At 64.9% G+C, this 17,860-nt stretch carries 16 protein-coding genes; 5 read left to right on the plus strand and 11 right to left on the minus strand.

Features of this window, described 5'->3' with window-relative positions; all coding sequences use genetic code 11:
- Window positions 1-127 precede the first annotated feature (127 nt).
- Together KEC55_RS28290 and KEC55_RS28295 are read right to left on the minus strand one after the other, a co-directional pair.
- Window positions 128-688, minus strand: a complete 561-nt coding sequence (locus tag KEC55_RS28290) for a GNAT family N-acetyltransferase (RefSeq protein WP_282508406.1) — start codon at window positions 686-688, stop codon at window positions 128-130.
- On the minus strand, window positions 685-1,542 hold the full coding sequence (locus KEC55_RS28295) for a class I SAM-dependent methyltransferase (RefSeq protein ID WP_282508408.1): 858 nt from the start codon (window positions 1,540-1,542) through the stop codon (window positions 685-687). Before KEC55_RS28295 ends, KEC55_RS28290 begins: the two co-directional genes overlap by 4 nt.
- Window positions 1,543-1,853: 311 nt before the next feature.
- Between KEC55_RS28295 and KEC55_RS28300 the strand changes: the two genes are divergently transcribed.
- The 3 genes from KEC55_RS28300 (at window position 1,854) to KEC55_RS28310 (ending at window position 6,121) form a co-directional block, all read left to right on the plus strand.
- Window positions 1,854-3,398 carry a methyl-accepting chemotaxis protein gene (locus KEC55_RS28300; RefSeq protein ID WP_282508410.1) on the plus strand — a complete coding sequence of 515 codons (1,545 nt, stop codon included), beginning with the start codon at window positions 1,854-1,856 and terminating at the stop codon, window positions 3,396-3,398.
- 410 nt (window positions 3,399-3,808) lie between these two features.
- Window positions 3,809-5,353, plus strand: coding sequence for a methyl-accepting chemotaxis protein (locus tag KEC55_RS28305; RefSeq protein ID WP_282508412.1), 1,545 nt, complete (start codon window positions 3,809-3,811; stop codon window positions 5,351-5,353).
- A gap of 357 nt (window positions 5,354-5,710) precedes the next feature.
- Window positions 5,711-6,121: a hypothetical protein gene (locus KEC55_RS28310; protein WP_282508414.1), complete on the plus strand. Its 411-nt coding sequence runs from the start codon at window positions 5,711-5,713 to the stop codon at window positions 6,119-6,121.
- Window positions 6,122-6,211: 90 nt separating this feature from the next.
- Here KEC55_RS28310 and KEC55_RS28315 read toward each other — a convergent pair whose 3' ends face one another.
- From KEC55_RS28315 to KEC55_RS28340, 6 genes are all read right to left on the minus strand, one after another.
- The gene (locus KEC55_RS28315; protein ID WP_282508415.1) at window positions 6,212-6,661 is read right to left on the minus strand and encodes a hypothetical protein; all 450 of its coding nucleotides are present in this window, start codon (window positions 6,659-6,661) and stop codon (window positions 6,212-6,214) included.
- On the minus strand, window positions 6,651-7,298 hold the full coding sequence (locus KEC55_RS28320; protein ID WP_282508417.1) for a M35 family metallo-endopeptidase: 648 nt from the start codon (window positions 7,296-7,298) through the stop codon (window positions 6,651-6,653). The genes KEC55_RS28315 and KEC55_RS28320 overlap by 11 nt, the downstream gene beginning before the upstream one ends.
- A gap of 3 nt (window positions 7,299-7,301) precedes the next feature.
- Window positions 7,302-7,835 (minus strand): PAAR domain-containing protein, encoded by a 534-nt coding sequence (locus KEC55_RS28325; RefSeq protein ID WP_282508419.1) that lies wholly within the window; start codon window positions 7,833-7,835, stop codon window positions 7,302-7,304.
- Window positions 7,836-7,875: 40 nt separating this feature from the next.
- Window positions 7,876-8,019 (minus strand): hypothetical protein, encoded by a 144-nt coding sequence (locus tag KEC55_RS28330; RefSeq protein ID WP_282508421.1) that lies wholly within the window; start codon window positions 8,017-8,019, stop codon window positions 7,876-7,878.
- A gap of 546 nt (window positions 8,020-8,565) precedes the next feature.
- Window positions 8,566-10,035 carry an NADP-dependent succinate-semialdehyde dehydrogenase gene (gene gabD, locus KEC55_RS28335; RefSeq protein WP_174933328.1) on the minus strand — a complete coding sequence of 490 codons (1,470 nt, stop codon included), beginning with the start codon at window positions 10,033-10,035 and terminating at the stop codon, window positions 8,566-8,568.
- 89 nt (window positions 10,036-10,124) lie between these two features.
- A complete protein-coding gene (locus KEC55_RS28340; RefSeq protein WP_282508425.1) occupies window positions 10,125-11,414 on the minus strand; it encodes a 4-aminobutyrate--2-oxoglutarate transaminase in 1,290 nt (429 codons plus the stop codon).
- 120 nt (window positions 11,415-11,534) lie between these two features.
- Between KEC55_RS28340 and KEC55_RS28345 the strand changes: the two genes are divergently transcribed.
- Window positions 11,535-13,043, plus strand: coding sequence for a PLP-dependent aminotransferase family protein (locus KEC55_RS28345; RefSeq protein WP_282508426.1), 1,509 nt, complete (start codon window positions 11,535-11,537; stop codon window positions 13,041-13,043).
- A 118-nt stretch (window positions 13,044-13,161) separates the two neighbouring features.
- Here KEC55_RS28345 and KEC55_RS28350 read toward each other — a convergent pair whose 3' ends face one another.
- The 3 genes from KEC55_RS28350 to KEC55_RS28360 are packed head-to-tail and all read right to left on the minus strand — an operon-like array spanning window position 13,162 to window position 16,381.
- Entirely contained in the window at window positions 13,162-14,682 is a 1,521-nt protein-coding gene (locus KEC55_RS28350; protein ID WP_282508427.1) for a YfcC family protein, read from the minus strand.
- A 29-nt stretch (window positions 14,683-14,711) separates the two neighbouring features.
- Window positions 14,712-15,485: an IclR family transcriptional regulator gene (locus tag KEC55_RS28355; protein ID WP_282508428.1), complete on the minus strand. Its 774-nt coding sequence runs from the start codon at window positions 15,483-15,485 to the stop codon at window positions 14,712-14,714.
- Window positions 15,482-16,381, minus strand: a complete 900-nt coding sequence (locus KEC55_RS28360) for an N-formylglutamate amidohydrolase (RefSeq protein ID WP_282508429.1) — start codon at window positions 16,379-16,381, stop codon at window positions 15,482-15,484. Before KEC55_RS28360 ends, KEC55_RS28355 begins: the two co-directional genes overlap by 4 nt.
- A gap of 350 nt (window positions 16,382-16,731) precedes the next feature.
- Between KEC55_RS28360 and KEC55_RS28365 the strand changes: the two genes are divergently transcribed.
- Window positions 16,732-17,835, plus strand: coding sequence for a porin (locus KEC55_RS28365; RefSeq protein ID WP_282508430.1), 1,104 nt, complete (start codon window positions 16,732-16,734; stop codon window positions 17,833-17,835).
- Window positions 17,836-17,860: the final 25 nt, after the last annotated feature.

Below are 17,860 nucleotides of genomic sequence, written 5' to 3' on the forward strand. Positions count from 1 at the left end.
AATTTTCGGCGTGGCGTGCGGCTGCGGGTCATTCTTCAATGTCGTGCTCCGTGATGGCTGACGGCTGACGGCTGATGGCGGCTGCGGCAGAGCGGGAAATTCTACGCTTCATCCGCGCGCCGGACCGTCAGGCCGCCGGCCCTTCCAGATGAATGTCGTCGGGTTCGAGCGCGTAAAGTTCGGGGTCGGGCCAAGCGCTGACCGTGAAGCCGAGCCGCAGGTAGAAGTCGATCGTGCGCTGCGACGGCGTGGCCGACACGTACAGGCGTTCGGCACCCATCGCGCGCGCCTGTGCCCGGGCCACGCGGTAGAGCTGCTTGCCGAGCCCGCAGCCGCGCCAGTCGTGGCTCACGTGCAGGAACTTCAGCTGCAGCATGTCGCGTTGCGGGCCGAGCGGCCGGCTGTCGATGATCACCGCCGCGACGAGCCGCGCCCCGTCGAACCTGCCGAGGAACCAGCCGCCGCGGTCGTGGCAGTCGAGCAGAATCGGCGTGTAGTGGTCGGCTTCGCCGTCAGGCCAGCCGGCAACGTCGTAGAACTCGGGCACGAGGTGCAAAGCGCCGTCGCGCAGCACATACAGGTGCTCGATGATTTCGCGCCGGTCGATGGTCCACACGAGCGGCACATCGTCGCGCTCGAGCGCGCGGGCGGACAGCGCGTCGCGCTCGGCGGCGGTGGGGCGCGTCATGCGGCCACCCGGTGCGCGGCGATCGCGTACATCAGCGGCAGGCGCGGCATGCCGTCGGGCGGCACCATCCGGTGACCGTCCAGCTCGCGCATGCCGTCGAAGCCCTTCCAGCCATTCGCGTACGGATATTCGTTCAGGCGGTCGATCGCGAGCCCGGCCGACACGAGCGCATTCACCACGTCGCCGATGCCCCACATGAACTCGTAGCTCGGATGCGGGTTCGCGAAATCGACGACGCCCGGGTGGTCGTGCTGCGCGCCGAGCCCCGTGCCGGACGCCGCGACGTAATCGCCGACGCCGGTGGGCTCCTCGGTCGCATCGCGCCTGAAGTAGTCGTAGTGCGGCTGCCAGTGTTCGTCGAAATACAGTGCGAACGGATGGAATTCGACCATCGCGAAGCGGCCGCCCGGCGCGAGCAGCGCGGCGATCCCGCGCGCCCACGCGTTCAGGTCGGACAGCCAGCAGATTGCGCCGTACGACGTGAACACGCGATCGAAGCGCTCGCCGCGCGCGGCTGCTTCCGGCATCCAGTCGAGCACGTCGGCGCGCTCGAACCGCGCGGGCAGGCGCGCGTCGGCCGATAGTTGCCGCGCGAAGCCGATCGCCTCGTCGGAGATATCGACACCGGTGGCATCCGCGCCTTCGCGCACGAGGCTCAGCGTGTCCTGTCCCGCGTTGCATTGCAGGTGCAAGAGCCGCAGGCCCGCGAGATCGCCGAGCAGTTCGCGTTCTTCCGGAAACAGCGTCGAGCCGCCATCGCGGAAAAACGCAGCCTGATCGCCTTTATGGCTGTTATGCGCGACCGTCGCCGTATTCCACGACAGCCGGTTCAGTTCGTGCAATGCCTTTTTCATCGAATTCGAATTCCGGTGGAATGGAGCAGGATAGGTCAAATCGTTTCGCCGCGTGCAACGGATACCGGCACTGGCACGCCGGACGGCGCGTCGTGACAGGCGGACAAATGCGAGCGGCGATTATCGCCGGTTTATTTGATCGAAATCATGGCAATGGCCGGGTTGCATATTTTATGCGCGGCAGGATTAAGGTTTTCCACCGAATTGCCGACAGTAGGGACGAGAGTGTCGTAAAGCGATCAACCGTTTTTCGGCTACTGAGCGTGATTTCAGCGCGGCGCGGACAACAGATCCGCCTTTCGGAGCCTTGCATGCGCAATAACCAGCCCGTTACCCAACAGGAATTCGATTTTCCCGACGACGTCACGCTGATGTCGACGACCGATGCCGACAGCTATATCACCTACGCGAACACGACGTTCTCGCAGGTGAGCGGCTTCTCGAACGAGGAGCTCGTCGGCCAGCCGCACAATGCCGTGCGCCACCCGGACATGCCGCGCGAGGCGTTCGCCGACATGTGGGCGACGCTGAAGCGCGGCGAGCCGTGGACCGCGCTCGTGAAGAACCGCCGCAAGAACGGCGACCACTACTGGGTGCGCGCGAACGCGATTCCGGTGATGCGCAACGGCGAGCCGCAGGGCTATATGTCGGTGCGCACGAAGGCCCCAGGCGACGAGACCGCGGCCGCCGAAGCGCTGTATCGCGCGTTTCGCGAAGGCAAGGCCGGCCAGCGCCGGTTCCACAAGGGGCTCGTGATCCGCACGGGGCTGCTGCGCATCGCGTCGCTGCCGCAGACCATGTCGGTGCGCGCGCGCGTGCATTCAGCGCTGTGCGTGCTGGCGCCGGCCGTCGTCGGCGCGGGCTGGGCATGCGGGCTGACCGGCGGCGGGCTCGCGGCGTTTGCCGGTGCGACGGTCGGCGCGGCGGCTGCGGCCGGCTGGTGGCTCGATGCGCAGATCGTGCAACCGTTGAAGCGGTTGCACGAGCAGGCGCTGAACGTCGCGACCGGTGAAAGCCGGCGCGGCGTGCGGATGAACCGCGTCGACGAGATCGGCATGACGCTGCGCACGATCAATCAGCTCGGGCTGATGTTCCGCTGGCTCGTCGACGATGTCAGCGAGCAGGTGCACAACGTGCAGCGCGCGAGCAACGAGATCGCGCAGGGTAACAGCGACTTGAGCGCGCGCACCGAGCAGGCCGCGTCGAGCGTGCAGGAGACGGCCGCATCGATGGCCGAGATGACGGCGACCGTGTCGAGCAACGCGGAGACGGCGCTGCAGGCGAATCAGCTGTCGGTGTCGGCGAGCGACGCGGCCGAGCGCGGTGGGCAGGCGGTCAGCGAGGTCGTCACGACGATGAGCGACATCACCGACAGCTCGCGCAGGATCGCCGACATCATCGGCGTGATCGACGGCATCGCATTCCAGACCAACATCCTCGCGTTGAATGCGGCAGTCGAAGCCGCGCGTGCGGGTGAACAGGGGCGCGGTTTCGCGGTGGTCGCCGGCGAGGTGCGTGCGCTCGCGCAGCGCAGCGCGAATGCGGCGAAGGAGATCAAGACGCTGATCGGCGCGAGCGTCGAGCGCGTCGAGTCGGGCGCACGGCGCGTGGACGAGGCCGGCAGGACGATGGAAGACATCGTCACGCAGGTGAAGCGCGTGTCCGATCTGATCGCTGAAATCAGCTCGTCGACGGCCGAACAGAGCACGGGCGTCGCGCAGGTCGACCAGGCGGTCGTGCATCTGGACAACATCACGCAGCAGAATGCGGCGCTCGTCGAACAGAGCACGGCGGCATCGGAGAGCCTGAAGCAGCAGGCGACGCGTCTCGTGGATGCGGTGAACGTGTTCAGGTGATCGCTGCAAGCGTGCGCGACGGGCTGGCCTGATGGATGAATCCCGAACGTCGCGCGCAATACGCATTCAGGTTTTTCGATTCAATCAAATCTCGTCAAACGAGAAATATTCTTATTTGTGATTTTCGTTTGTGCATTAAATCGAACCGACTGAATTGTAATCAATGGTCAGACGAATGTTCGTCAAACCGTTGTCCAGTGTGGTGTTTCGTTTCATCCATAAACAAATCATTCGGTAAAGACAAGATGATGCATCTTTAATGCATATTTTCCCGAATACACCATAATGTTTCCGGAAAATTTGCCGAAAGCGCAGGAGCCAGACCATCGCGCATGCGGATCGACCGCCATGCGCGGGTCTCGAATCAATCGACAAGCGGACGCAAGATCCGTTATCCGGAGCTCCTCACCATGCGCAACAACCAGCCCGTCACGCAACGCGAATTCGATTTTCCCGATGACGCGACGCTGATGTCGACGACCGATGCCAATAGCTACATCACGTACGCAAACGCGGCATTCATCCAGGTCAGCGGATTTTCTCCCGAGGAAATAGAAGGTCAGCCGCACAACGTCGTGCGCCACCCGGACATGCCGAAGGAGGCATTCGCCGACATGTGGGCGACGCTCAAGGGCGGCGAGCCGTGGACCGCGCTTGTGAAGAACCGCCGCAAGAACGGCGACCACTACTGGGTGCGCGCGAACGCGATTCCGGTGATGCGCAACGGCCAGCCGAAAGGCTATATGTCGGTGCGCACGAAGGCGACGCGCGACGAGATAGCGGCCGCCGAAGCGCTGTATCGCGAATTCCGCGAAGGCAAGGCCGGCAATCGCCGCTTCCACAAGGGGCTGATCGTCCGCACGGGCGTGATGCGTGTCGCGTCGCTGTTCCAGACGATGTCGGTGCGTGCGCGCGTGCATTCGACGCTGTGCGTGCTGGCGCCGGCCGTCGTCGGCGCGGGCTGGGCATGCGGGCTGACTGGCGGCGCACTGGCCGCGTTTGCCGGCGCGGCGGCCGGCGTGACGGTGGCCGCCGGGTGGTGGCTCGACGCGCAGATCGTGCAGCCGCTTCGACAGTTGCGCGACGAGGCGCTGCGCGTCGCGACCGGCGAGAGCCGCAGCAGCGTGCGCATGAATCGCGTCGACGAGATCGGCATGACGCTGCGCACGATCAACCAGCTCGGGCTGATGTTCCGCTGGCTCGTCGACGATGTCAGCGAACAGGTGCTGAACGTGCAGCGCGCGAGCAACGAGATCGCGCAGGGCAACAACGACCTGAGTGCGCGCACCGAACAGGCATCGACGAGCGTGCAGCAGACGGCCGCGTCGATGGCCGAGATGACGGCGACCGTATCGAGCAACGCGGAGACGGCGCTGCAGGCGAACCAGTTGTCCGTTTCCGCGAGTGAAGCGGCCGGGCGCGGCGGGCAGGCGGTGAACGAAGTCGTCGCGACGATGAACGACATCACCGACAGCTCGCGCAAGATATCGGACATCATCGGCGTGATCGACGGCATCGCGTTCCAGACCAACATCCTCGCGCTGAACGCGGCCGTGGAGGCGGCGCGGGCTGGCGATCAGGGGCGCGGCTTCGCGGTGGTCGCGGGCGAAGTGCGCGCGCTCGCGCAGCGCAGTGCGAACGCGGCAAAGGAGATCAAGACGCTGATCGGCGCGAGTGTCGAGCGGGTGGAGTCAGGCGCGCGGATCGTCGATGGCGCGGGCAAGACGATGGAGGACATCGTCACGCAGGTGAAGCGCGTGTCCGATCTGATCGCGGAAATCAGCTCGTCGACGGCTGAGCAAAGCACGGGCGTGGCGCAGGTCGACCAGGCGGTCGTGCATCTGGACAACATCACGCAGCAGAACGCGGCGCTCGTCGAGCAGAGCACGGCGGCGTCGGAGAGCCTGAAGCAGCAGGCGACGCGGCTGGTGGAGGCTGTGAACGTGTTTCGGTGATCGCGGGAACGTGCTAGGCAGGAGGAAGCCGGCCCGCGTTGTGCGGGCCGGTGTGGGTGCGTCGCGCGACGTCATTGCGTTCTGGGTATGGGATTCAGGTTCGGGCAACAGTGGTTGGGGCATCCCGGACCAAATGTGATCTCGACGCGCCGCCCGTTGTCGTCAAACTCGCTCGCGGGAAACGGCAATTTGTAGATTCGCGCGATCATCGAATTTCGTTCGCCCCGGATCAAAAATTGATCTAAGGCGCCTTTAACGTTCGCTGCACGTCGGTGTGCAAGCTCTTGCGCGCTTCGTTCCGTCGGTTCGGCCAATCCGACAACTGACACCACATCGACAATGGGGAAGCGATTGCGCATGTCGTTCGACCATACGGAAAGTCTCGCCAGCTCGGAGGTGGATAGGTCGCTCGAATTGTTGTCGAATCGAACATCAAAATCCCAACCGGGCATGTTCGACGGACCGTCGCATGCGAGCGCCGTATGTGCGCAGCTCAACGCGAGTGCGACGGCAGTGACGAACCTATTCAATGTCAACGACGTACCCCGCGATGCTGTCGGCGTTGTGGAGCAAGAACGTCTGCCTACGCGGATGTTCGGTGGTCAATTTCGGGCGCTCGCGCAGCACAGCGCGAACACGGCAAAGGAGATCAAGACACTGATCGGTGCGAGCGTATCGGACCCGATCGCGGAGATCAGGCCGTCGACGATCGAGCAGAGCACGGCAGCATCGGAGGTGCCTGAGGCGGCGAGCGACGCGGCCGGTTGAGATGGTGAACATGTTTCGGTGATGGTCTGAACGCCCGAGGTAGGAGGAAGGCTGTCCTCATTGCGCGCCGCCGTGGGGGGGGCGTGTACGTCATTGCGCCCTCGGTATGGGATTCAGGTTCGGGCAACAGTGGTTAGGGCATCCCGGACTGACGTTCACTTCAACGCGTCGCCCGGATTGACCGAACTCGTCCGGCTTGAAAATTTTCCCTGCCAAGGCGCTTTTCTCGCCGCGGATCGAATGCCGACCCAGAACAGCCATCACGTTCTCCGCTCGTTGCGTTGCAAGCCGTTGCGCGTCGCGTTCGGTTTGTTCGGCGAGCCCGATAAGCCATACCGTATCAATGATCGGAAAGCGCTTGTGCATGTCGCTTGACCATGCCGACAATCTCGACAGTTCCGTCGGCGAAATCGCACTCGAATCCGCATCGAAAACAATATCGATGTAATGGGCCGGCATGTTCGACGCACCGTCACAGGCGAACGCTGCGTGTGCGCAGCAAATCGCGAGCGCTGCGGCGGTTAGGAATTTAGTCGCCATCGACAACATACCCCGCAATGCTGTCGGCATTGTGGATTGCCAAGTCAGGATTTGACCGGCCCCAAGGCGCGAGAAAAGGCGTGATTGTGTATTGATCGTCTGTCGAAGACATCGTGTCGTGGAAGTGAGTTGCTTCATGGATGATAGTAGATACATGAGAATCAGCACCGTCGGTCCACGGGCGCATCGTGCAGAATCGCGCGCTGATGGCGATGGTATGTGTGGCCGTGTCTGGTGCGCACACATGCGCGGCTTCGTCAGTCGTTCCGCGCGGATGAGGCGTGCAACCCGTTGCCAAATCTCCAGCGCTGCCGCTTCGAACGACATTGTTTTCGTTGAACGCTCGAACGACGCCAAGCACTTTCGTTAAGCCGGTGAGCAGGTGCATACGCGTTCTCTCGTCGTCACGACCGAACCACTTGAGCACGCGATCTTTTTCGGACTGCGACCACCGGTGTAAAGCGATGGTGCGTACACTCAGCTTCTCGACGGCTTTAGCTTGTGCTTTCGCGAACACGGCACGGAATTCCGAATTGGTCATGTTTTCGCAGATCGGTCGCAAATCAACATCCACGAATGTCTGAGATCCCGCGATGGTGTTTGTTGTCGTCTCGGCGACGGTAGTTCGGTTTCCCATCGTTCAGTCCTCGATCACAAGCGTCAATGTCTGCGCGCGTTCGGTTTGCACGCGCGCGGTACAACCGTGCCGATCACTCATGCCGGATGCAAGCACGCTCCCGGATCGATCCTTGATCCAATAGCGCACGTTGCTTAACGGTTGCTTCGTTCTCACGTCGCGGATCACAAATTGATCGTTGTGAATGTCAGATGCTGGTGCGTATCGTGTGGGTGAAAATGTCGAATATCCAGTGAAGGGGGGCGCCGAGCCATGGCCGCCGCTCCCAATGAAAAACGTGCAGTCGTTTCCCGCGATTAAAAGATTTTGCCCGCACGGACAAAGTACAGCGTCGCCTTCCACGGCTACGGCACGTCCGTTACCGACGACGGATACCGCGCTTCCTGCTATCGGAAACATTCCCTCGCAATTTCCACATGTCGCTTTGTCACCGTCCAAGGCAATGTGCTTGTTGTTCACGAATATGCTTGCAGTGCCAGCGATGACGATTCCGCCTGTCGTCGTTGCGTCACCGTGCCTGATTGCCCGTCGGCTCATGGCCATTTCCTCAATCCAAGTTGGCAAAGACCCAATCGGCTCACTTCGGGCCATGAATCGCGTATTGATCGATCGTGACATCTTCAACTGCGATGATCGGCGGCGCGTGTGGTTGCTGCACCATCGCGCAAAGCCGGATCAACAAGTGAAGAAAGTAAGGGCAGGCGGCATGTTCTCCTTCCATGGACTCGGATGCCTTGTAAATGGACGAGCTATAGACAGTGGCCGGTAAGATTTTCCTTGTCTATAGAACGAGTACGATTTTTATTTTGGAGTCCAATGGAAGTTGATGATGTGAATCGATCATCGAGGCTACGGCGGAGGGGATCGAACAGAACGCGACCGAAAGGGTACCCGCCCGTAAGTCATGCCGGCGACTGTTAACGTGTGTCACGGCGTCACCGAATGTAGCGGCGCCTGCGTGCGCTGAGTCAACGCGCACCGGGCCGTCGGGTGACGTGTTCACGCACGGGCACCCCGGATCGAGGCGGAGCGCTCGACCTGGCGGCTTGCAGCGAAGTGGGAAGTGAGAAACGAGACTTGACCGAAATTCGCGCGCGAGATGGCGAATCGGCGGATACGGCGATCGAAATCGGCTACACAGAGCGGAACGCTCTCGTGCGTATCAAGATGACGCGGGCACGACGGAGAGGGACGTCGGCCCGCGTCGGACCGCCCGGTTCCGGCCGGGCGGTCAGGGCCTGTCGCCGAAGCGGCAGGCCCTGAACCGTCAGACGGCGAGGCAGAGGTACTTGATCACGACGTAGTCGTCGATGCCGTAGTGCGAGCCTTCGCGGCCGAGGCCCGATTGCTTCACGCCACCGAACGGCGCGACTTCGTTCGAGATCAGGCCCGTGTTCACGCCGACCATCCCGTACTCGAGCGCTTCGGCCACCTTCCACACGCGGCCGATGTCGCGGCTGTAGAAGTAGGCGGCGAGGCCGAATTCGGTGTCGTTCGCGAGTCGGATCACTTCGTCGTCGCTGCCGAACTTGAACAGCGGTGCGAGCGGCCCGAACGTCTCTTCCTTCGCGACCTTCATCGCCGGCGTGACGCCCGTCAGCACGGTCGGCTCGAAGAAGCCATGGCCGAGCGCGTGGCGCTTGCCGCCCGTCACGACGGTCGCACCCTTCGCGAGCGCGTCCTCGATGTGCGCCTCGACCTTCAGCACGGCCGCTTCGTTGATCAGCGGGCCCTGCGTGACGCCCGGCTCGGTGCCGCGGCCGACCTTCAGCTGGCCGACGGCTGCCGCGAGTTTCTGCGCGAACTGGTCATACACGGCTTCATGCACGTAGAAGCGGTTCGTGCACACGCACGTCTGGCCGCTGTTGCGGTACTTCGACGCGATCGCGCCCTGCACGGCCGCGTCGAGATCGGCATCGTCGAACACGATGAACGGCGCGTTGCCGCCAAGCTCCAGCGATACCTTCTTGACCGTTGCCGCGCATTGCGACATCAGCAGGCGGCCGACCGGCGTCGAGCCGGTGAACGACAGCTTGCGCACGATCGGGTTCGACGTCATTTCGCCGCCGATCGCCTTCGGGTCGCCCGTGACGACGCTGAACACGCCGGCCGGCACGCCCGCGCGCTCGGCCAGCACGGCCATCGCGAGTGCGGAGAACGGCGTGGCCTCGGCCGGCTTCACGACGATCGGGCAACCTGCCGCGAGTGCCGGGCCGACCTTGCGCGTGATCATCGCCGCCGGGAAATTCCACGGCGTGATCGCCGCGCACACGCCGATCGCTTCCTTCGTCACGACGATGCGCTTGTCGCTCGCCGGCGTCGGGATCGTGTCGCCGTACACACGCTTGCCTTCTTCCGCGAACCATTCGAGGAACGATGCGGCATAGCCGATCTCGCCCTTCGCTTCGGCCAGCGACTTGCCTTGCTCGGTCGTCAGGATCAGCGCGAGGTCGTCGGCGTTTTCCATCATCAGGTCGTGCCACTTGCGCAGGACGACCGCGCGTTCCTTCGCGGTCTTCTTGCGCCACGCCGGCCATGCGGCGTTCGCGGCTTCGATCGCGTGACGCGTCTCGGCCGTGCCCATCGCCGGCACGGTGCCGAGCAGGCCGCCCGTCGCCGGGTTGCGGACTTCGAACGTCTCGCCGTTCGTCGCGCCTTGCCATTCGCCGTTGACGTACGCCTGCTGGCGGAACAGCGACGGATCTTTCAGTGCCAGGGTTTCCTGAACAGTGCTCATATGAATCGCCTGCTTTGAAAAGGACGGGTAAAACGGCCGCCGCCGTCGTAAAGACGGCGGCGGCGCATTCAATTGGAGTCGACGGGAACTCAGGCCGGCACGCCGACCGTTTCCTTCAGCACTTCCTCGAGGATCACGAGCGCTTCGTTGAACACGGCCTCGGGAATCGTCAGCGGGAACAGGAAGCGCACGACGTTCGAGTACACGCCGCACACGAGCAGCAGCAGGCCGCGCTCGAGTGCACGCGTCTGCACGCGCTTCGTGAACTCGGCATCCGGCTCGCCCGAACCCGGCTTCAGGAACTCGACCGCGATCATCGCGCCCGGGCCGCGCACGTCGGCGATCTGCGGCACGTCGGCCTGCAGCGAGTTCAGCTTCGCCTTCAGTACGTCGCCGAGTTGCGTTGCGCGGTCGCACAGCTTCTCTTCGTCGATGATCTCGAGCACGGCGTGGGCCGATGCGACGGCCAGCGGGTTGCCCGCGTACGTGCCGCCGAGGCCGCCCGGCGCTGCCGCGTCCATCACGTCCGCACGGCCGACGACGCCCGACAGCGGCATGCCGCCCGCGAGGCTCTTCGCCATCGTGATCAGGTCGGCCAGCACGTCGTAGTGCTGCATCGCGAACAGCTTGCCGGTACGCGCGAAGCCCGTCTGGACTTCGTCGGCGATCAGCAGGATGCCGTGTTCGTTACAGATCTTGCGCAGTGCGCGCACGAATTCGGCCGGCGCCGCGTAGAAGCCGCCTTCGCCCTGGACCGGTTCGAAGATGATCGCGGCGACGCGCTTCGGATCGATGTCGGCCTTGAACAGCATCTCGATCGCCTTGATCGAGTCGGCCGTCGTCACGCCATGCAGCGCGTTCGGGTACGGAGCGTGGAACACGTCGCCCGGGAACGGGCCGAAGTTCAGCTTGTACGGGGCGACCTTGCCGGTCAGCGCCATGCCCATCATCGTGCGGCCGTGGAAGCCGCCCGAGAACGCGATGACGCCCGGACGGCCGGTCGCTGCACGCGCGATCTTGATCGCGTTCTCGACGGCTTCGGCGCCGGTCGTGAAGAACGCGGTCTTTTTCGGGAAGTCGCCCGGCGCGCGGTCGTTGATCTTCTCGGCCAGCTCGACGTACGACGCGTACGGGACGATCTGGTAAGCGGTGTGCGTGAAGTTGTTCAGTTGGTCCGAGATCGCCTTGACGATCTTCGGGTGGCGGTGGCCTGTGTTCAGCACCGCGATGCCGGCGGCGAAATCGATGAAGCGGCGGCCTTCGACATCCCACAGTTCCGCGTTCTCGGCGCGGGCTGCGTAGAAATCGCACATCACGCCGACGCCGCGCGGGGTGGCGGCGTTCTTGCGGGCCTGCAGGTCGGCATTCTTCACGGTCATCTCCTTGATGTTCTTTCCGGTGAGTAGAAAATCGGGCGCTTCGACAGCCCATGGAGGCGACTATAATCACATTTGGCTCTGGCAATCAGAGCCATTTCAATAAATATTCAGGAGCCAATCATGCGCGCGAGCGTGTTGTCGGACTGGCTGGCGCAGCGCCTCGTGCGCGGCGGCGAACAGCCGATCTACCGGCAGCTTCACCGGCTGCTGCAACAGGCGATCCTGTCGCGCGAACTGCCGGCCGGCACACGTGTGCCGTCGTCGCGGCTGCTGGCTGCCGAGCTCGGGATCGCGCGCAACACGGTCACGCAGGTTTACGAACAGCTTGCGCTCGAAGGTTATGTGAACTCGGCGACCGGCCGCGGCACCTTCGTCGCCGACAGTGCGCCGGACGAGATCGTCGGCGCGACGCCCGACGCGGCCGCGGGCCCGGCCATCGTGACGACGTCCGCGCGGCGGCTGTCCGCGCGCGGCACGCGGCTCGTCGAAGGGGCCGGCGTGTCGAAGCGCCAGGGCGGCGCGTTCATGCCGGGCGTGCCCGATGTGTCGCGATTTCCGGCGCGCGTGTGGACCCGGCTGCACAACAAGTATTGGCGGCGACTGCGCCCCGACTTGCTGACCTATGCGCCGGGCGGCGGGCTCGCGCTGCTGCGCGAGGCGCTGGCCGACTACCTGCGCACGTCGCGCTCGGTGCGCTGCACGCCCGAGCAGATCGTGATCACGACCGGCATCCACCAGTCGATCGACCTCGCGGTGCGGCTGCTGACCGATCCGGGCGATGCGATCTGGACCGAGGACCCGTGCTACTGGGGCGTGCGCAGCGTGCTGAACGTGTCGGGGCTGACGACGCGGCCGATTCCGGTCGACGAAGAAGGCATCGCGCCGTCGGCCGCCGATCTCGCCGAACCGCCGAAGCTGATGCTCGTCACGCCGTCGCACCAGTATCCGCTCGGGATGGTGATGAGCCTCGCACGGCGGCGGATGCTGCTCGAATACGCGCGCCAGCACGGCTGCTGGATCATCGAGGACGACTACGACAGCGAATTCCGCTACGGCAGCCGGCCGCTCGCGTCGCTGCAAGGTCTCGATACGGCCGGGCAGGTGATCTACGTCGGCAGTTTCGGCAAGACGCTGTTCCCCGGGCTGCGGGTCGGCTATCTCGTCGCGCCCGAGCCGCTCGCGGAAAGCTTCGCGACCGCGAGCGCCGAGCTGTATCGCGAAGGGCAGTTGCTGCAGCAGGCCGTGCTCGCGGAATTCATCGCGGAAGGGCACTTCGTGTCGCACATCCGCAAGATGCGCACGCTGTACGGGCAGCGCCGCGAGGTGCTGCTCGACGCGGTCGCTCGACGTTACGGCGACACGCTGCAGGCGCTCGGCAGCGACGCGGGGCTGCATCTGGTCACGCAACTGCCGGAAGGTGCCGACGATCGCGCGGTCGCGCAGGCCGCGCTCGAACGCAATATCGTCGTGCGGCCGCTGTCCGGTTACTACGCGGATCGCGAGCGCGCGGCGTCGGGGCTGCTGCTCGGTTATGCGTGCGTGCCGGAGGACGAGATCGCGACGGCGTTCGCGACGCTCGCCGAGGCGATCGACGAGCGGGCATTCGGCGGGGCGGTGGCGGTGGCTTGAACGGTGCTTCCGGTTGCGGCATTGCGTTGCGATGCCCGTCGCCACAGTCGGGCCTGGCAGGCTTCACGCGCTGCGCGCCGACGAGCGCACGCACGTTCTGCCTTGCCGGTCGCAAACCTCAATACCCGATCCACACCGCGAACGTCAGCACGACGCACGACAACGCGAGCAGCGTCAGGAACAGCGGCAGCACGAAGCGGATCCACGCGCCGAAGTCGACGCGAGCCGTTGCGAGATACGCGAGCAGCATGCCGGACGTCGGCGTGACGAGATTCGTCAGCCCGCCGCCGAGCACGAAAGCGAGCACCGACGTCTGGCCGCTCACGCCGGACAGCTGCGCGATCGGCCCGATGATCGGCATGCTCACCGCGGCCTTGCCCGACACCGACGGAATGAACACGTCGAGCACCATCTGCACGCCCATCAGCCCGTTCGCGACCCACACCGGCGACTGCCCGTCGGCGAGCCGCGTGAAGAAGTTGATCAGCGTGTCGAGCACGAGGCTGTTCTGCAGCAGCAGCTCGACGGAAGCGGCGAGCCCCATCAGCAGCGCGGCGAGCATCATGTTCTTCATCCCGTCGACGAACGCGTCGGCCGCGCTGCGCGAATCGAGCCCGCCGATGATGGCCGTCGCGATGCTCACGGCCGTGTAGAACGCCGCGAGTTCGATGTTGCCCCACTTGAGTTCGCGCGTGCCGTAGATCAGCATCGCGACGGCCGCGGCGAACACGAGCAGCGTCGCCTTGTGACGCAGCGACAGCTTCGCGGCCGTGTGCGCGGCCTGGCCCGCGGCGGTCTGCCCGGCCCGGTAGCCGGTGTTGCGCACGTAGCGCAGCAGGTACAGGATCCCGATCGTCAGGAATACGACGAATACGGCCGCGCGCAGCGCGACGCCGCTGAACAGCGGCACGCCGACGAGCGGCTGGGCGACGGCCAGCGCAAGCGGGTTCGTGACCGACGCGATGTAGCCGATTTTCGCGGCGAGCGCGACGAGTGCGACCGCGAACAGGTCGGACAGGCCGAGGCGCCGGGCGATCACGACCACCATCGGAATGATCACGAGATACTCGGAGATGAAGCCGAGCAGCGTGCTGCCGAGCCCGATCAGGATCATCAGCATCGGCGTCAGCAGGTACGCGTTGTTGCCGGTGAGCTGAAGCAGCCGGTCGATGCCCGCATCGACGACACCCGTGCGGCGCATCACGCCGAACATCCCGCCGACGAACATCACCATCACGATCAGCGGCGCGTTTTTCAGCAACCCTTGCGGTACCGCGACGAACGCGGAGACGAGGCTTGCCGGCAGCGCCTGCGCGGACGTGCTGTGGCTGACGGCCGGCGCGACGAGCGTCGTGAGTGCGGTCGCCTTCGGCACCACGTGATAGGTGCCGGGCACGACGAGCCTGCCGTTGCGTGCGAACTGGCCCGAGTCGACGAGCCACGTGAGCGCGATCGCGGCGGCGAGCACCCACAGCATCATCACGACGGGGTGCAGCATCTTGCCGTGCGGATGCGGTGCTTGAGCGGCGGGCGCCGCCGGGGCGTCGGCCGCCGGGGCGTCGGCCGCCGGAGCGTCGGCCGCGCGTGCGGCGGTATCGGCGCCGGGTGCGCCGGCCGGGTTCGGGGAAGAGGCGGACATCGGATCCTCGTCGAAGAAGGAGCGGGCCGTCAGGCCGGTTGCAGCGCGGCGCGCGCCGGGACGTAGCCGAGTTCGGCGGAAATCGCGTGGCTGCACGCCTGCAGGCGTTCGAGATAGTCGGGGATGTCGGCGTGGCTCACGCGCACCTCGGGGCCTGTCACGCTGACCGACGCAACCGTCGCGCCCGTCAGGTCGCGCACCGGCACCGCGATGCCGACCGCGCCGGGCGTCACCTCGCCGCTGCTGACCGCGTAGCCCTTGCGCGCGACCGCGTCGAGTTCGCCGGCGAGTTTCGCCGGATCGTCGGCCAGCCCGTTGCGGCGCAGTTGCGCGAGATATTCGTCGCGCACGGCATCCGGCGCGAACGCGAGCAGCACCTTGCCCGATGCGCCGAAATTGATCGGCCGGCGGTTGCCGACCGAGCCGACGGTGCGCACCGCGTGCGTGGTTTCGCAACGCGCGACGCACACCGATTCGAGCCCTTCGCGCACGCGCAGCACGATCGTTTCGTTGATCGCCTGGTTGAGCGCGAGCATGTGCCGGTGCGCGGCGCGCACGAGCGCGTTCTGCTGCGACGCGGCCACGCCGATCACGAATGCCTGCGGGCCGAGCGCATAGGTGGACGTGCGTGCGTCCTGCACGACGAAGCGGTGCAGTTCGAGCGTGCACAGCATCCGGTACGTGCGCGACTTGTTGATGCCGAGTTGCGACGCCAGCTCGGTCACGCCGAGGTTCGGGTGCTCGGCCACGTAGGTCAGCAGCTTCAGCGCGCTGTCGACGGCGTCGACGATGTAGGTCGTCATGTGGGTTCTCCCTGCGCTGCGATGCGCGCGCGGACGTAATCGGCGAGCGCGTCGAGATACGCGTCTACCGAGCGCTTCAGCGTCGCGAAGCCCGCGTGTTTCGCGAATACGGCCTCGTCCATGTACAGCGCACGGTTGAATTCGATCTGGATGCTGTGGCGCTGCCGCGCCGGATCGGCGAGCGCGGTCAGCAGGTCGCCGCCCTGGTACGGGTCGTTGACCTGCACGCGATAGCCGGCGTCGGCGAACCATTGCGCGGTCCATGCGGTGAAGGCCGGGTCGGCGGTCGTGCCGCGTCGGTCGCTGACGACGACGTCCGGCCGCAGCGCACCCGCATCGACGTTCATCGCGTTGCCGCGCGACTTCATCGAATGGCAGTCGATGTGCCACAGCGCACGATGCGCGGCATGCAGCGGCTCGGCGATGCCGGCCAGCGCGCGGCGGTACGGCAGGTAGTACGCGTCGATCCGGTGGCGTACTTCCGCGAGCGACAGCTTGCGGTCGTACAGCGGCACGCCGGGCAACGCGTCGCGCCGGATCAGCCCCATGCCGCGCTGCGTGTACGGCTGCGGCGCAAGCGGCGCGGGCCACGGCTCGGCGAGCAGTGTTTCGTCGATGTCGGTTTCCGCGCGGTTCGGATCGATGTAGGCGCGCGGGAACGTCGCGGCGAGCAGCGTGCCGCCGCGCGCGGGGGCGCCGGCCCACAGTTCATCGATGTAGGCGTCCCACGTCGTGCGGATCGCGTCGTCCGGCGCGACGGTCGCGAAGTCCGGCGGATACGTGATGCCGCTGTGCGGCGAATCGACGACGATCGGCAGCGCGGGTGCCGTCGGCTGCGCGATGAAATACGCGGGCGATGCGCCGGCGGTCGCGTTGTTGCAATTAAACGTCACCATGGGGATCAGGTTCTTTACCTAGTTTCTCGAAGCGTCTCGTTCGTTTGTTTTAATCATTAAAACAGCGTATCAATATTTCACAACGGCAGAAAATTGCGGTCAAGGGCTTTTTTCAATGCCGGCATTACGTGTTGAGATGAGCCTGTAAAGCCCGTGGATATTGGTCTTGTTTCATTCTTCGAAACACCTGTCGATCGAAGGCGTTTAAGCTCATCCGGGTGATTTTTGTCATCGCTTGACGCTTCAAATCGCCGAATTCAACAATTAATAAGACGATGTTTTATTCAATAAAACACGTCATGGGCGAAATAAATCGCTCCCCATATTCAATCGACAAAAAGGGGTCGGAGATGAAGCGGAAAGGGATGGCGGTCGCGCTGGCGGGTATCGCAATGGCGGCAGGCGCGACGCATGCGCAGGCGCAATCGAGCGTGACGCTGTACGGTGTGGTCGATTCGGGGATCACGTACACGAACAACCAGAACGGTCACGCCGCGTGGCAGGCGACCGGCGGCAACGAGCAGGGCACGCGCTTCGGGCTGCTCGGCAAGGAGGATCTCGGCGGCGGCACGCGCGCGGTGTTCCGGCTCGAGAACGGCTTCAACATCGAGAGCGGCGCCGCGAGCCAGGGCGGCCGGCTGTTCGGGCGCCGCGCGTATGTGGGGCTGGAAAACGACCGCTGGGGCACGCTGACGATGGGTCGCCAGTACAACGCGGCGCAGGAAGTGCTGGAGCCGCTGCAGATCGGTGCCACCACCGCGCTCACGCAGTACGCGCTGCATCCGTTCGACACCGACGACCTGAACAACACGTTCCGCACCAACAACTCGGTGCAGTACCAGACGCCCACGTGGTACGGGCTGCGCGCGGTTGGCCTGTACGGCTTCTCGAATTCGACGTCGTTCGCGGAAAACCGCGTGTGGAGCCTCGGCGCGAGCTACGAGAACGGGCCGCTGCAGCTCGGCGCCGCCTACGTGCGCGTCGATCATCCGGCGCTCGACACGACTGGCGCGGCGGCGTCCGACAACTATTACACGTTCATCAAGGGCGTGACGCGTCAGCAGATCTGGGGCGCGGGCGGCGCGTATGCGTGGGGGGCCGCGACGTTCGGGCTGCTGTACACGAGCTCGCTGTTCAACCTGCAGACGGGCGGCGCAATGCGCTTCAACAACTACGAGGGCAGCGTGCGCTACCTGATGACGCCCGCGCTGCAGTTCGCGCTCGGCGAAACCTATACGCAGGTGCTTGCGTCGCAGGGGCCGAAGCCTAGCTCGCATTACCTGCAGACGAGCGTCGGCGCGCAGTATTTCCTGTCGAAGCGCACCGACGTCTACGTGAATGCGTTCTACCAGCGCGCGTCGTCGAACGCGGTGGCCGCGATCGAAGGGATCTCGAACCCGTCGAGCACGCGTACGCAGATCGTCGCGGTGACGGGCATCCGCCACAAGTTCTGACGCGGCGGCAGGCCGCGGGCCGGGC

Source organism: Burkholderia cepacia, assembly GCF_029962485.1.
In the GTDB taxonomy this organism is placed as follows: Bacteria; Pseudomonadota; Gammaproteobacteria; order Burkholderiales; family Burkholderiaceae; genus Burkholderia.

Excerpts from the sequence above, each read along its gene's own strand:
- KEC55_RS28290 (WP_282508406.1), bottom strand. The coding sequence starts at position 688 with ATGACGCGCCCCACCGCCGCCGAGCGCGACGCGCTGTCCGCCCGCGCG.
- KEC55_RS28295 (WP_282508408.1), bottom strand. The coding sequence starts at position 1,542 with ATGAAAAAGGCATTGCACGAACTGAACCGGCTGTCGTGGAATACGGCG.
- KEC55_RS28300 (WP_282508410.1), top strand. The coding sequence starts at position 1,854 with ATGCGCAATAACCAGCCCGTTACCCAACAGGAATTCGATTTTCCCGAC.
- KEC55_RS28305 (WP_282508412.1), top strand. The coding sequence starts at position 3,809 with ATGCGCAACAACCAGCCCGTCACGCAACGCGAATTCGATTTTCCCGAT.
- KEC55_RS28310 (WP_282508414.1), top strand. The coding sequence starts at position 5,711 with ATGTCGTTCGACCATACGGAAAGTCTCGCCAGCTCGGAGGTGGATAGG.
- KEC55_RS28315 (WP_282508415.1), bottom strand. The coding sequence starts at position 6,661 with ATGGCGACTAAATTCCTAACCGCCGCAGCGCTCGCGATTTGCTGCGCA.
- KEC55_RS28320 (WP_282508417.1), bottom strand. The coding sequence starts at position 7,298 with ATGGGAAACCGAACTACCGTCGCCGAGACGACAACAAACACCATCGCG.
- KEC55_RS28325 (WP_282508419.1), bottom strand. The coding sequence starts at position 7,835 with ATGAGCCGACGGGCAATCAGGCACGGTGACGCAACGACGACAGGCGGA.
- KEC55_RS28330 (WP_282508421.1), bottom strand. The coding sequence starts at position 8,019 with ATGGAAGGAGAACATGCCGCCTGCCCTTACTTTCTTCACTTGTTGATC.
- gabD (WP_174933328.1), bottom strand. The coding sequence starts at position 10,035 with ATGAGCACTGTTCAGGAAACCCTGGCACTGAAAGATCCGTCGCTGTTC.
- KEC55_RS28340 (WP_282508425.1), bottom strand. The coding sequence starts at position 11,414 with ATGACCGTGAAGAATGCCGACCTGCAGGCCCGCAAGAACGCCGCCACC.
- KEC55_RS28345 (WP_282508426.1), top strand. The coding sequence starts at position 11,535 with ATGCGCGCGAGCGTGTTGTCGGACTGGCTGGCGCAGCGCCTCGTGCGC.
- KEC55_RS28350 (WP_282508427.1), bottom strand. The coding sequence starts at position 14,682 with ATGTCCGCCTCTTCCCCGAACCCGGCCGGCGCACCCGGCGCCGATACC.
- KEC55_RS28355 (WP_282508428.1), bottom strand. The coding sequence starts at position 15,485 with ATGACGACCTACATCGTCGACGCCGTCGACAGCGCGCTGAAGCTGCTG.
- KEC55_RS28360 (WP_282508429.1), bottom strand. The coding sequence starts at position 16,381 with ATGGTGACGTTTAATTGCAACAACGCGACCGCCGGCGCATCGCCCGCG.
- KEC55_RS28365 (WP_282508430.1), top strand. The coding sequence starts at position 16,732 with ATGAAGCGGAAAGGGATGGCGGTCGCGCTGGCGGGTATCGCAATGGCG.